Raw genomic sequence first — 13,168 nt, 5'->3', positions numbered from 1 at the left:
CTCAGACCTCTGCCCAGGCCGGATCGCGGCGCAGCACGGCCAGACGATCCTTGGGATCGGTCAGGCTGGGCAGGGCTTCCAGCAGACCTTGGGTATAGGGGTGGCGGGCCTGATCCAGTTCGCTGGCGCGCAGTTCTTCGACGACGCGCCCGGCATACATGATCAGCACCCGGTCGCAGAAGCTGCGCACCAGATTGAGGTCATGCGAGATGAACAGCAGCCCCATGTCATTGCCGGTCACCAGCTCATCCAGAATGGTCAGCACCTGCTGGCGCACTGAGACATCCAGCGCCGAGGTCGGCTCATCCGCGATGATCAGCGCGGGCTTGGCGATCAGCATCATCGAGATCATGATCCGCTGCCCCATCCCCCCGGAGACCTCATGCGGGTAAAGACCCATGACGCGCTCGGGGTCGCGGATATGGACCTTTTCCAGCATCTCGATGGTGCGCAGGCGGGCCTCGCGGCGGGACAGGTTTTCGTGAAGGATGGCGGTTTCGGCGATCTGCTCGCCCACCGTCATCACCGGGTTCAGCGAATATTTCGGGTCCTGCAGGATCATGGCGATGCGATGGCCGCGGATGGCGCGCATCTGGCGTTCGGATTGCGACAGCAGGTCTAGGCCCTGAAACTGCATCCGGTCGGCGGTGATCTGGGTCTTGCCCGGATGCAGGCGCATGATGGCGCGCCCGGTCGTGCTTTTGCCCGAGCCGGATTCGCCGATGATCCCGACCTTTTCCCGCCCCACATCGAAGCTGACATTGCGGACGGCAGGAACCAGATCCTTGAGCGAGGGGAAGGCGACCGTCAGGTTGCGCACGGAAAGCAAAGGCTGGGTGTCACGCATGTTTGGGATCCAGAATATCGCGCAGCCCGTCGCCGAGCAGGTTGAAGGCAAGGCTGACCACAAGGATCGCCAGACCCGGCACGGCGGTCAGCCACCATGCATCCAGCAGGTATTGCCGACCCTGCGCCGCCATCGCCCCCCATTCCGGCTGCGGCGGTTGCGCGCCAAGGCCCAGAAAGCCCAGACCCGCTGCCGTCAGGATGATCGAGGCCATGTTCAGCGTCAGGCGGATGATGACCGAGGGCGCGCAAAGCGGCACGATGTAGCGAAACAGGATGCGTGCGGTGCTGGCGCCCTGAAGCTCGGCGGCGACGACGAAATCGGATTTGCGGAAGGTCAGCGTCTCGGCCCGGACCAGCCTTGCGACGGGCGGCCAGATGGTCAGGGCGATGGCGATGACCGCGTTTTCGATGCCCGCGCCAAGCGCCGCCGAGAAGGCCAGCGCCAGAACCAGACTGGGAAAGGCCAGAAAGATGTCGGTGACCCGCATCAGGATCATGTCGACCCAGCCGCCCAGATAGCCGGCGGCGGCGCCGACGACGAAACCGATCGGGCCGACGATCACGGTGACAAGGATCGCGATGTAAAGCGTGGTGCGCGCACCGTAAACCAGCCGCGAATAGACGTCGCGGCCCAGTTCGTCCGTTCCGAACCAATGGCTGAACGAGGGGGCTTGCAGCGCCTGCGAAAAATCCTGCGCCAGCGGGTCATGCGTCGCCATGATCGGTGCCAGCGCCGCGAACAGGATCAGGATCAGCACCACCAGCAGCCCGCCAAAGGCCAGAGGATTGGTGCTGAACCGCAGCCATGAGACATAGGCCTTATGCGCGCGGGCCTGCCGCGTCGAGGTGAAGTCGTCGCTTAGCAGCCACGCCCGCAGCCCCTCGTTCTTGTGGATCATGGTCATGGTCAGCGGGTCCTTGGGTCGACGAAGCGGTAGACGACATCTGAAAGCAGGTTGATCAGGATCGAGATCAGCCCGATCAGCAGCACCGCGCCCAGAACCGCGTTCATGTCGGCATAGAACAGGGCGGCGGTCAGGTATTGGCCAAGGCCGGGCCAGCCAAAGACGGTCTCGATCAGGACGGCCCCGTCCAGCAGCCCGCAGAAGGCCAGCGTCACGACGGTCAGCAACTGGACCCGGATGTTGCGGAAGGCATGCTTCCAGACCACTGCGGGCTGGGCAAGGCCCTTGGCCCGCGCGGTCAGGATATATTCCTGATTTAGCTGTTCCAGCATGAAGCTGCGGCTCATCCGGCTTAGATAGGCCATGGCGGCATAGCCCAGCAGCAAAGCGGGGGCGAGGATGTGGTGCAGGGCGGACCAGAACACTTCCCATTCCCCGGCCAGCACCGCGTCAAGGATCAGCATCCCGGTCGGGCCTTCGACCAGCCCGTCATTGTAAAGATCGATCCTGCCGCCGCCCGGAATCCAGCCCAGCCCCGCATAGAAGATCAGGATGACCATGGTGCCCAACCAGAAGATCGGCGTGGAATGCCCCAGCAGTCCGACGACGCGGGCCAGATGGTCGACCCATGTGCCGCGCCGCACCGCCGAGATGATGCCCAGCGGCACGCCCAGCAGGGTGCCGATGGTGATGGCAAGGATGGCCAGTTCCAGCGTGGCCGGAAACACGCGGGCCAGATCGTCGACCACAAGGTTCTTGGTGACGTTCGACTGCCCGAAATCCAGATGCAGGATGTTCTGCACATAGTGGAAGAACTGGACATATAGCGGCTGGTCCAGTCCCAGCTGCTGATAGACGCGGTCATAGGCGGCCTGATCGAAGGTATCGCCAAGGATCGCCAGCACCGGATCGGCCGGAACCATCCGGCCAATCACGAAGGTCAGAACCAGGAGACCGAATAAGGTCGTCAGGATCACGGCCACAGATGTGGATACCTTGCGCAGCGCCTCAAGCAGGCTTTGCCAGCGGGTATCGTGATCCTGTGCCGTCAGGTCGGTTTCGCTCACTTCGGTCTCCTGATCTTTGGCTCAGGCCTTGGTCACTTTGTCCCAGCGCGTCACCCAGGCGGGATGCCCGGTGTAACCGCTGACACGCTTGACGACCGCCTTGACGTCGATGCGCTCGAACGAGGTCACCAGCGCTGGCGAGCAGCTCAGGTATTCTTCGTTCAAGGCGGTGTAGATTTCGGCGCGGCGGGCCGGATCGGTCTCGCGTGCGGCGAGGGTGACCTTTTCCTGCAAGGGTTTCGGCACATCCCAGGCCGAGCGCCATGCCAGCAGCCCGCTGAGCGGTGCGCCGTCACTGTTGTCGGAATTCGTCGCATAGGATTGCAGGATCGAATGCGGATCGGGCAGGCGTTCGCCGCTGCGCGCGAAATAGATGTCGGTGGCGCGTTCGCGGAACTTGCCCAGATAGTCGCCGACCTGCAGGTCCAGCTTGATCCCGGCCTTCGCGGCATTGGCCTGCAGCGATTGCGCGAATTCGAAATAGGGCGTGCCCGAGGGCAGGTAGCAGGTCTTGGCAAAGCCGTCGGCCAGCCCGGCCTCGGCCAGCAGCGCCTTGGCCTTTTCCACGTCCAGCTTGTAGGGCGCTTCATCGACGACGCCGGGCAGGCCGGTGGGGATGATCGTCTGCCGCATCACGCCGTAATAGCGCATGACGGTGCTGGCCAGACCTTCGTAATCGATCAGATAGCGGAAGGCCTCGCGGACCTGCGGACGCGACAGGATGTCGTCCTTTTGGTTCAGCGCGATGTAATAGAAGCCAAAGCCCGGCACCTTCTGGATGTCGATATTGCCCGCGCTTTCAAACCCGGCCAGATCGGTCGAGGACAGCCGCGTCGCCACATCGACATCGCCCGCTTCAAGCTGCAGGCGCTGGACCGAGGATTCCGGCATGTGGCGCATGATCACGCGGCGCATGGCCGGGGCGCCGTTCCAGTAATCGGGGTTGGCATCCGCCATCAGCACGTCATTCGGGCGGAAGTTGCGCAGCGAAAACGGGCCAGATCCCGCATCCGAGGCCTGCATGAAGTTGCGGCCCATATCGCCGTCCTGCTCCTTGCTCAGCGCAAGCTCGCGGTCGACGATCGAGCACCCAGAGCTGGCCAGCGAGGCCAGGATCAGGCTTTGGTTCCACAGCTCCGGGGTCTCGATGACAACGGTCTGGGCGTCGGTCGCGCGGATCAGCTTCTCGACGTTTTCGTCGTTGAAGCCCCATTGGCGCAGGTCGATGGCGGGGGACAGGCCCAGCTTGACCAGCCGGTGCAGCGACCATTCCACGTCCTTGGCGGTCAGCGGATTGCCGGAATGGAACTTGACCCCGTCGCGGATCTTGAAGGTGAAGGTCAGGCCATCGGCCGAGACCTGCCATTCGGTCGCCAGTTGCGGCTTCGGTTCGGCCAGATTGTCCGGCTCGAAATAGACCAGACGGTCGTAAAGGTTGGCAAGGATCTCGATCGATTCGATCTGGTTGGCCTCGTGCGGGTCAACGCCGCGCATCGTGGTCATGTTCGTGGCAATCACCAACTGATCCTTGGGCGTTGCCGCCATCGCGGCATCCAGCGGCAGGGCAGTAGCCACCGCCGCAGCGGCGACGCTCGCCAGAAACTGACGTCTAAGCATTGGATTCTCCTCCCTCATTGCATCCGGCCGGCGTCTTTTGGGTCGACAGCATCTGAGATGTGATATATCAAATGTCACAACGGAGGATTACAGTCAACCCGGAGAATCCCGATGAATGCTGCCACGCCCCCTGCGGAAGCCGCGCTTTCGCGCCTTGATCCCCTGGCGGTGGCGGGGCTGCGCGAGCATGTGCACCGCGCGCTGCGTCAGGTGATCCTGCAGGGCGGATTCGAGCCGGGCGCGCGGCTGAACGAACGCGCCATCGCCGAGCAACTGGGCGTCAGCACCACTCCGGTGAAAGAGGCCCTGCGCCTGCTGGAGGCCGACGGTCTGGTCCGCACCAAGCCCCGCAGCGGGGTGATCGTGAATTTCGATTTCGCCTGGGCCGAGGAAATGATCCTCGCCCGCGCCGCGATCGAATCGACCATCGCCCGGCTGGCCGCGCAGCGCATCACCGCGCCGGACAAGCCGGTGCTGCAGGCCATCCTTGACGACATGCAGCGCGCCACCGCCGAAAGCAGCGCCGAGGAACTGGTGCAGCTGAATGAGGTCTTTCACGGCCATATCCGTTCGGTCGCGCGGGCGAATTACCTGCGGCTGCTGAATGATCGGCAGGATGTCTATGACAGCGGCGCAAGGCGGGTGATCCATTCCGATCCGGCGGAACGCCAGCAGGCGCTGGCCGAGCATCGGCAGATCGGCCGCGCGGTCATTGCTGGCGACCCCGACGCCGCCGAAGTCGCGATGAAGGCCCATGTCCTGCGTGCCGGCGACAGCTATCTCGATCTCGTTTTCAGAAAGAACAAGGACTGACATTGTGACCAAGGACATCCAGGCGATCCGCCAGACCCTGACCGGAATTTCCGGCGTGCCCGTGACCCCCTATGACGTCTCGGGCAATATTGACGAAGCGCTGCTTGCCAAGCTGATCGCGCGGGTCGCTGGGGCGGGCATCCACAACCTGATGGCAGCGGGCAACACGGGCGAGTTCTTCTCGCTGTCGCTGGATGAGATCCGCCGCGTCCATGCCGTCACCGCCGAGGCGAATGATGGCCGGGCGCTGATCAGCGCCGCCGTCGGGCGCTCGCTGGTCGAGGCCAAGGCGCTGGCCCGCGACGCCATCGCTGCCGGATGTGGCGCGATCATGAGCCATCACCCGATGGACCCCTTTGCCGGACCCGCCGCGCAGGTCGATTATTTCCTGTCACTGGCCGATGCCGCCACCGTGCCGGTGATTGCCTATGTCCGCACCGACACCTTCTCGGTTGCGGATTTCCGGCGTCTGGGCAGCCATGACAATATCGCCGGGGTGAAATTCGCCTCGCCCAACCTGATGCTGCTGGCCGATGTGATCCGCTCGACCAAAGACCTGCCGACGATCTGGGTCTGCGGTCTGGCCGAGGCCTGGGCACCCGCCTTCTATGCCATCGGCGCGCAGGGCTTTACCTCGGGCTTCGTGAACGTCTTCCCCGAAATTTCGCTGGCCGTCCATGCTGCCCTGGTCCGCGGCGATTTCGCCGGGGCGCGCGACCTGATCGACCGTTTCGCCGGTTTCGAGGAACTCCGCACCCATCACCGCAATGGCGCGAATGTCACCGTGGTCAAAGAGGCGCTGGGAATTCTGGGCTATAAGGTCGGCCCCGTCCGCCTGCCGGGCGTCCCGAAACTGGCACCTGCGGAACGCGCCACGCTGGAAGGCATCATTGCCGCGCAGATGGCGGCGGTCTGAACAGCGATCCAAGCAAGGCTGGCTTCCGCGATGCGGTGCCGGCCTTGGCCTGGACCCGTCGCGCGATGCCGGCTTTCGCAGCGGGCCGCGCCCGCTATGCTGGCCTCGCGCAAGCCGGAGCAGAGCATGGCCAAGCCCACATTCAAGGATATCGCGACCCTGGCCAAGGTGGGGACGGCCACGGTCGAAAGGGTGCTGAACGGTCGTGGCGGCGTGCGCGGCGATACGGTCGAACGGGTCGTGCTGGCGGCGCGGACCTTGGGCTATCCCCGCATCCTGCCCGAGCGGCATCGTGGCCTGCTGCGGATCGAGGTCATGCTGGTGCGGCCCGAAACCACATTCTTTCGCAGACTCTCGCGTGCCTTCGAGCGGATCGCCGCGACGCTCAACCCGCTGGTCGTGGTTCACCGCAGCTTTCCCGATGAGATGAACCCGGTCGAGATCGCGCGCCGGATCGCCTCGACCGAGACGCCGCGGGCGGGATTGATCCTTGCGGTCCCGGACCATCCGCTGATCCGGGACGCCATCGAAACCGTCGCCGCGCGTGGCGTGCCGGTGGTCCATGTGGTGACGCGCGCCTCGGACCGGGTGGGCGAGTTCGTCGGCATCGACAATTACGCGGCGGGACGCTCGGCGGCGATGTTCATGGCGCGGATGCTGCCGCAGGGCGGGCCGGTGATCGCGCTGTGTCATCCGATCTATCGGGTCCATCGCGACCGGATTCGCGGCTTCTCGGACTATTTCAGCGACAATCCGGGCGCTGCGACACGCTTTGTCTGGCTGGGCTTTGGGCATGACGACGATGCCCGCAGCGCCGATCTGCTCTTCCATGCGTTGCGGCGTCACCCCGATCTGGCGGGGCTATACAATGCGGGCGGTGCAAATGCGGCGCTGCTGGATGTCCTGCGCCGCGATCCGCGCGGGCGCGAGGTCTATTTCGTCGGCCATGAACTGACCGATTACACCGCCCGTGCCCTGCGCGAGGGCTATATGCAGATCGTGCTGGATCAGGCCCCCGAGGCGCAGGCCCGCCGTGCGTTGGACCTGATCCTGCACCATGTCGGCCTGACCGAGATTGCCCCGGATCAAAGCCCGATCCGCTTTGTCACCATCACCGCCGAAAGCATCTGATCAAATCTGATCAGGGAATCCTTCGCCAGTCTCTCCATGCGCTGTTACCGCTGATCTCAGGGAGATCGCTTGGAGAAAAGCGTCATGGATGACTTGAAATTCGGCACGCGGAACAAGCGCGGCGACTGGACGCCACATGCGACGGTCCAGCCCGCCCCGATCTGGCAGATGCCGCCGCAGCTCAAGGCGGTGCTGCACTGGCTGCCGCATTACTTCCTGCCGTGGAACGTGATCTTTGCCGCCTCTGCCGTGGCCTATTGGGCTTGGGTGATCCCCCCGGTCGAGGTGCTGCGCAGCATCCAGATCGGCTGGGTCCTGTGGTTATACGCGGTGAATGCGGTCTGCGTGTTCCTGTTCTACGGTGCGTTCGAACTGCATCTATATGTCCTGCGCCGTCAGGGCAGCCGTTTCAAATATAACGCGAAATTCCCGTCCGAGCAGAAAAGCAAGGCCTTCTGGTTCGAAAGCCAGGTGATCGACAGCATGCTGCGCAGCTTCCTGTCCGGCGTCACCATCTGGACCGGGCTCGAGGCGCTGATGCTGTGGGCCTATGCCAATGGCTACGCACCTTGGCTCAGCTTTGCCGACAACCCCTGGACATTGGCGCTGGTCGCGCTGGCCGTGCCGATCATCCACGAGGTGCATTTCTTCCTTGTCCATCGGCTGATCCACACGCCGTTCCTGTATAAATGGGTGCATTCGGTTCACCACAATTCGGTCAACCCCTCGCCCTGGTCCTCGCTGGCCATGCATCCGGTCGAGCATCTGCTGTATTTCGGCACGGCCTTCTATCACCTGATCCTGCCCTCGAACCCGATCATCATGATCTATCAGATGAATTTCGCCGGTTTCGGCGCCATTCCGGGCCATGTCGGCTTTGACAAGATCGAGGTGGGTGACGACCGGCTGGTCGATAGCCATGCCTATGCCCATTACCTGCACCACAAATATTTCGAGGTGAATTACGGCGACGCCCTGATCCCCTTGGACAAGTGGTTCGGCACCTGGCACGACGGCTCGCCCGAAGGCGAGGCGCGGATGCAGGCCCGTTATCGCAAACGCAAGGAAAAGCTCGCTGCCCGCAAGGCACAACTGGATGCGAAAGGAGCCACCGAATGAACTGGGTCACCGCCTGCAAGCTTGACGATATCGAACAGGAAGGCGCCATCCGCTTTGACCATGGCAGCCGCACCTATGCGATCTATCGCGCCCCGGATGACAGTGTCTGGTGCACCGCCGGTCTGTGCACCCATGAGGCGATCCACCTGTCCGAAGGGCTGGTGATGGATTTCGAGGTCGAATGCCCCAAGCATTCCGGTGCCTTCGACTATCGCACCGGCGAGGCCCTGCGCCTGCCCGCCTGCGAGAACCTGCGCACCTACCCGGTCGAGATCGTCGAAGGCGAGGTCCGCGTGGCGCTGTAGCGCCGCGCATCCCCCAGCTCCGGCATGTCACGGGGGTGAGCCGGCACCCCGCCAGGGAGGATAAGATGAAGACGTTTCTTGCTGCGGTCTCGGCCGTGGCCCTGATGGCGGCTGCCGCCGATGCCGAAACCATCGCCGTCTCGATGCAAAGCTTCGACAACAACTTCCAGACATTGCTGCGCGAGGGCCTGCAAAGCCGCGCCACCGAAGTCGGCGGCGTCGAGCTGCAGGTCGAAGACGCGCAAACTGACGTCGCCAAGCAACTGAATCAGGTGAATAATTTCATCGCCTCGGGCGTGGACGCGATGATTGTGACGCTGGCCGACACCTCGGCCGCGCCGGGTATCAGTCAGGCGGCGGCGGATGCGGGTATTCCGCTGGTCTATCTGAACCTGCAGCCCGCCAATGTGGACAGCCTTCCCGCAACGCAAGCCTATGTCGGCTCGGCCGAGGCGGATTCCGGCAGGCTGGGGGCCGAAGCGGCCTGCGCGCTGCTGAAGGCGCACGGCAAGCAGGACGATGCACAGGCCTATCTGCTGATGGGCGATCTGGCGCATGAGGCGACGCGCGAGCGGACGCAAGCCGCCAAGGATGCGCTGGCCGCGGGCGATTGCAAGGGCGTGACCATCGCCGACGAACAGCCCGCCGCGTGGCAGCGCACCAATGCGCTGGACCTGACGACCAACTGGATCACCTCGGGCCGTCCGATCGACCTTGTCTTGGCCAATAATGACGAAATGGCCATCGGCGCGATACAGGCGCTGAAGGCCGCCGGAACCTCGATGGAGGATGTCGTCGTTGTCGGCATCGACGCCACGCAGGACGGGCTGGCGGCCATGCAGGCGGGCGAGCTGGACGTGACCGTATTCCAGAACGCTGCCGGTCAGGCCGCCGGCGCGATCGACGCGGCACTGGCGCTGAGCCGGGATGAGAAGGTCGCCTCCAAGGTGATGATCCCCTTTGAGCTGGTGACCCCCGACAGCATCGCCCGTTTCGCGGGCCGGAACTGACCCCTCGACCGGCGCGGTCGCCTTACCGCGCCGGTCCCCTTCAGGCAGGAGAGCGACATGAACGGCATGGTCATCATCGGTGCTGGCGAATGCGGGACGCGGGCGGCATTTGCTCTGCGCGAACAGGGCTATGACGGTCCCGTCACCCTGATCGGCGCGGAAGCCGGGCTGCCCTATGAGCGTCCTCCCCTGTCCAAACCCGACGGGGGACAGGCCATCCGCAAGCCGATCTGCGAACAGGCTGCGCTGGACGCGGCGGGGATCGACTATCGCCCCGGCATGTCGGTCGAGGCGATCGACCGGCAGACCCGAACCCTGACCCTGACGGGCAGCAGCCTGGCCTATGAACGGCTGTTGATCGCCACCGGCGCCCGTCCGCGCCGCCTGACCTGTCCGGGGGCTAAGCTTGCACTGGATTTTCGCACCCATGCCGATGCTTCCGCCGTGCTGGTCGCCGCGACCGGTCCGGTGGCCATCATCGGCGCGGGGCTGATCGGCATGGAGCTGGCCGCGCTTCTGCGGGGGAGGGGCATCAAGGTGACGGTGATCGAAGCCGGACCCGCGCCGCTGTCACGCGCAGTTCCACCCCATCTGGCCACGGCCTTGCACGACCGCCATATTGCGGAAGGCGTGGACTTCCATTTCGGCCAGGGCATCCAGCAGATCAACCCCAACGGGGTGACGCTGGCGTCCGGAGATCATGTTGCCGCAGGTCTGGTCATCAGCGCCATCGGCGTCATCCCTGACACCGCGCTGGCTCAGACAGCCGGGCTTGCGACCGGAAACGGCATCCTGACCGATGCGCGACTTGCGACCTCGGACCCTGCCATCTTTGCGGCGGGGGATTGCGCTGCCGTTGCCCAACCCGGCGGCGGGCATATGCGCCTTGAAAGCTGGCGGAATGCCCGCGATCAGGCCCAGATCGCCGCGCGCAATATGCTGGGCGGGACCGAGGATTTCGCGGCGCTGCACTGGTTCTGGTCCGATCAATATGATCTTGGTCTGCAGGTCGTGGGCCTGCCAAAAGCCGGACAGGAGATGGTCACGCGCCCGCTGGGTGACGGCCAGATCAGCCTCTATCTGGCCGATGGTCTGCTGGTCGCCGCGGCGGGCCTTGGCCCCGGCAACAGCATCGCCCGCGATATCCGGCTGGCCGAGATGCTGATCGCCGCCGGCAGCCGCCCCGACCCAAAGGTGCTGGCCGATCCAGCGGTGGGACTGAAAGCGCTGCTCAAGACCGCGCGTGCCGCCTGATGCAAAAGCTGCTTGTCTTTCAATCGCTCTGGGCGATGGAGCGTCGCCATGCCGATGGTTTTGAACCCAGTCTGGAGGAGAATATTGCCCGTATCGCCGCAGCGGGCTTCGACGGGATCAGCGCGCATTACACCGATCGGGCGGCTGTCGAACGCCTGAACCGCGCCACCCAAGGCACGGGGCTGGGGATCGAAGGCGTCTGCTTTCCACGTTCGGTCGACGACCTGCGGCTGCCTCTGGAACTGGCGACAGAGTTCCCGGTCCGCCATATCAACCTGCAGCCCGACATCCGCCCGCGTCGGGTTCAGGACTGCCTGCCGCTGCTGGACGGCTGGATGGAATTGGCCCAGCGGGCAGGTGTGCCCGTCCTGATCGAAACCCATCGCGACCGGATGACGACGGACCTGCATTTCACGCTGGACCTGCTGGATGCCCGGCCGGGTCTGCCCTTGCTGGCCGACCTGTCGCATTTCCTTGTCGGACGCGAATTCGCCTTTCCGGTCGATGTCGAAAACCACGCAATGATCCATCGCATTCTGCGGAACTCATGGGCCTTTCACGGTCGCGTCGCCTCACGCGAGCAGGTGCAGGTTGAGATATCTTTTCCCCAGCACCGGCCATGGCTGGACCTGTTCCTTGACTGGTGGGAGCACGGTTTCCGCGACTGGTCGGCGCGATCGGCCCCGGATGCGGAGCTGATCTTTACCTGCGAACTGGGTCCAAAGCCCTATGCGATCACCGGCGCGTACGGCGAAGAACTGTCCGACCGCTGGTCCGAGGCGCTTTCACTGCGCGAGATGGTCCTGACCTTATGGCAGCGCGTGCAAGGGCTCAGGCCCGCTCGGCAACCGCAGCTTTCGACATGCGGCCCTTGAGCGACAGGAAGAAACGCTCATAGGTGCGGAAGCTGACCTCGGCCATGGCGATTGAGATCACCACGAACAGAAGCGTAACCAACCAAAGGCTCTGCGATGGGTCCGGCAGGACGCGCCGGCCGATCTCATGGGCGATATGCAGCCCGATCAGGTGATACAGATAGATGCCGTAGCTGACTTCTCCGACACGCGCGACCGGAGCAAAGGTCAGGACCGGTCGCAGCACGTGATCCTCGCGGATGACGATCGAAATCAGGCAAAGCGCCATCAACACGTCCATGCCCAAGGCCGCCCAGCCGACCAGCATTGGCGGGGACAATTGCAGATAAAGCGCCAGCGTCAGGAAAAAGACCAATGGCGCACCGCGCCAGCCGGTCACCGCCATCAGCCAGGAATAGCCGGTCCTTTGATGCAGCAGCACAGCCGTCAAAGCCCCCCACAGGACCGCCATATAGGACGCGCCCGGCAGCTTGAAGATCGCCTGCTCGGTCTCGATCCTGGGCAGGCCAAGCCAATCCGCGAGGCCAAGCGAGATCAGCAGGCAAATGACGATCAGCGTGATCAGCAGCCCTGTCCGAAACCGAGCGGCAGCGGGCAGCAGCACCAGCAGGGCCGGCCAAAGAAAATAGAACTGTTCCTCGACCGACAGCGACCAGGTCACTGACAGAAGCGGGATATGTTCCTTCAGGAAATTCGCCAGAAACAGGTAGTAATAAGGCAGTTTGGCGATGTCGCTCTGACCTTTGAACGCGATCCAATAGATTGCCAGCAATGTCACCAACAGCAGATAGACCGGCAGGATCCGCAATGCCCGCCGCCCATAGAAGGCACCGACCGCGATCCTTCCGGTTCGGTTTTCTTCACGTAGCAGAAGAGTTGTGATCAGAAAGCCGCTGAGAACAAAGAAGAAATCCACTCCGACAAAACCGCGGCTCAGGATGCGCGGGCCGCCCTCGGGGTTGGCAAATGGGCTGTGATGCCACATGACCGCGGCGATGCACAGGCAGCGCAGCCCGTTCAGGGATGAGAAGTAACGCCTTGAAAGATAATCCTGATGTGCCGCTTGCACCGGGGCACGAAGGTCGTCGGCAAGGGCCGCATAGGGGGTCGGAGCGCTCATCTGTCCCAGTTCCAGACCGTTCTTCCTAGAAATGGGCGGGGATCAGGGGATCTGTCAATCTGTTCAGGGGGACAGGTCGTTACCGAAACCCGGTCAAAATGGCAGCGAAGGGGACGGCACGGCGGCAAACCTGTTGCAGCCACGGACCGAGAAAACGCCGGGCGGCGAACGGTGCCGCCCGGTCCGG

13 protein-coding genes are annotated in these 13,168 nt (G+C 63.9%); 8 read left to right on the top strand and 5 right to left on the bottom strand.

Features of this window, described 5'->3' with window-relative positions:
- Position 1: 1 nt before the first annotated feature.
- Genes GL300_RS19400 through GL300_RS19385 form a run of 4 tightly spaced genes read right to left on the bottom strand, consistent with a single transcriptional unit; the run spans position 2 to position 4,438 of the window.
- Positions 2-847, bottom strand: a complete 846-nt coding sequence (locus GL300_RS19400; protein WP_155041346.1) for an ABC transporter ATP-binding protein — start codon at positions 845-847, stop codon at positions 2-4.
- The gene (nikC, locus tag GL300_RS19395) at positions 840-1,754 is read right to left on the bottom strand and encodes a nickel transporter permease (protein ID WP_155041345.1); all 915 of its coding nucleotides are present in this window, start codon (positions 1,752-1,754) and stop codon (positions 840-842) included. Before nikC ends, GL300_RS19400 begins: the two co-directional genes overlap by 8 nt.
- Positions 1,755-1,756: 2 nt before the next feature.
- Positions 1,757-2,821 (bottom strand): ABC transporter permease, encoded by a 1,065-nt coding sequence (locus GL300_RS19390; RefSeq protein ID WP_343043121.1) that lies wholly within the window; start codon positions 2,819-2,821, stop codon positions 1,757-1,759.
- Between the two features lie 21 nt (positions 2,822-2,842).
- Positions 2,843-4,438, bottom strand: a complete 1,596-nt coding sequence (locus GL300_RS19385; RefSeq protein WP_155041344.1) for an ABC transporter substrate-binding protein — start codon at positions 4,436-4,438, stop codon at positions 2,843-2,845.
- Positions 4,439-4,549: 111 nt separating this feature from the next.
- Between GL300_RS19385 and GL300_RS19380 the strand changes: the two genes are divergently transcribed.
- From GL300_RS19380 to GL300_RS19345, 8 genes are all read left to right on the top strand, one after another.
- Positions 4,550-5,251 carry a GntR family transcriptional regulator gene (locus GL300_RS19380; RefSeq protein ID WP_155041343.1) on the top strand — a complete coding sequence of 234 codons (702 nt, stop codon included), beginning with the start codon at positions 4,550-4,552 and terminating at the stop codon, positions 5,249-5,251.
- 4 nt (positions 5,252-5,255) lie between these two features.
- Positions 5,256-6,167, top strand: a complete 912-nt coding sequence (locus GL300_RS19375) for a dihydrodipicolinate synthase family protein (RefSeq protein WP_211595222.1) — start codon at positions 5,256-5,258, stop codon at positions 6,165-6,167.
- Between the two features lie 126 nt (positions 6,168-6,293).
- Complete coding sequence (locus tag GL300_RS19370) at positions 6,294-7,298, top strand: LacI family DNA-binding transcriptional regulator (protein ID WP_155041341.1); 1,005 nt, start codon at positions 6,294-6,296, stop codon at positions 7,296-7,298.
- A gap of 69 nt (positions 7,299-7,367) precedes the next feature.
- Complete coding sequence (locus GL300_RS19365) at positions 7,368-8,417, top strand: sterol desaturase family protein (protein ID WP_246195255.1); 1,050 nt, start codon at positions 7,368-7,370, stop codon at positions 8,415-8,417.
- Positions 8,414-8,722 carry a MocE family 2Fe-2S type ferredoxin gene (locus GL300_RS19360; protein WP_155041340.1) on the top strand — a complete coding sequence of 103 codons (309 nt, stop codon included), beginning with the start codon at positions 8,414-8,416 and terminating at the stop codon, positions 8,720-8,722. The genes GL300_RS19365 and GL300_RS19360 overlap by 4 nt, the downstream gene beginning before the upstream one ends.
- Positions 8,723-8,787: 65 nt before the next feature.
- Entirely contained in the window at positions 8,788-9,732 is a 945-nt protein-coding gene (locus GL300_RS19355; protein WP_155041339.1) for a substrate-binding domain-containing protein, read from the top strand.
- 57 nt (positions 9,733-9,789) lie between these two features.
- The gene (locus GL300_RS19350; protein ID WP_155041338.1) at positions 9,790-10,986 is read left to right on the top strand and encodes an NAD(P)/FAD-dependent oxidoreductase; all 1,197 of its coding nucleotides are present in this window, start codon (positions 9,790-9,792) and stop codon (positions 10,984-10,986) included.
- Positions 10,986-11,861, top strand: a complete 876-nt coding sequence (locus tag GL300_RS19345) for a sugar phosphate isomerase/epimerase family protein (RefSeq protein WP_155041337.1) — start codon at positions 10,986-10,988, stop codon at positions 11,859-11,861. The genes GL300_RS19350 and GL300_RS19345 overlap by 1 nt, the downstream gene beginning before the upstream one ends.
- Here GL300_RS19345 and GL300_RS19340 read toward each other — a convergent pair.
- On the bottom strand, positions 11,818-12,981 hold the full coding sequence (locus GL300_RS19340) for an acyltransferase family protein (RefSeq protein WP_155041336.1): 1,164 nt from the start codon (positions 12,979-12,981) through the stop codon (positions 11,818-11,820). The two genes, GL300_RS19345 and GL300_RS19340, sit on opposite strands and share 44 nt — an antisense overlap.
- Positions 12,982-13,168 lie beyond the last annotated feature (187 nt).

This window comes from Paracoccus litorisediminis, from assembly GCF_009711205.1.
Taxonomy (GTDB): Bacteria; Pseudomonadota; Alphaproteobacteria; order Rhodobacterales; family Rhodobacteraceae; genus Paracoccus; species Paracoccus litorisediminis.
This window is presented reverse-complemented; position numbering and strand designations above follow the sequence as displayed.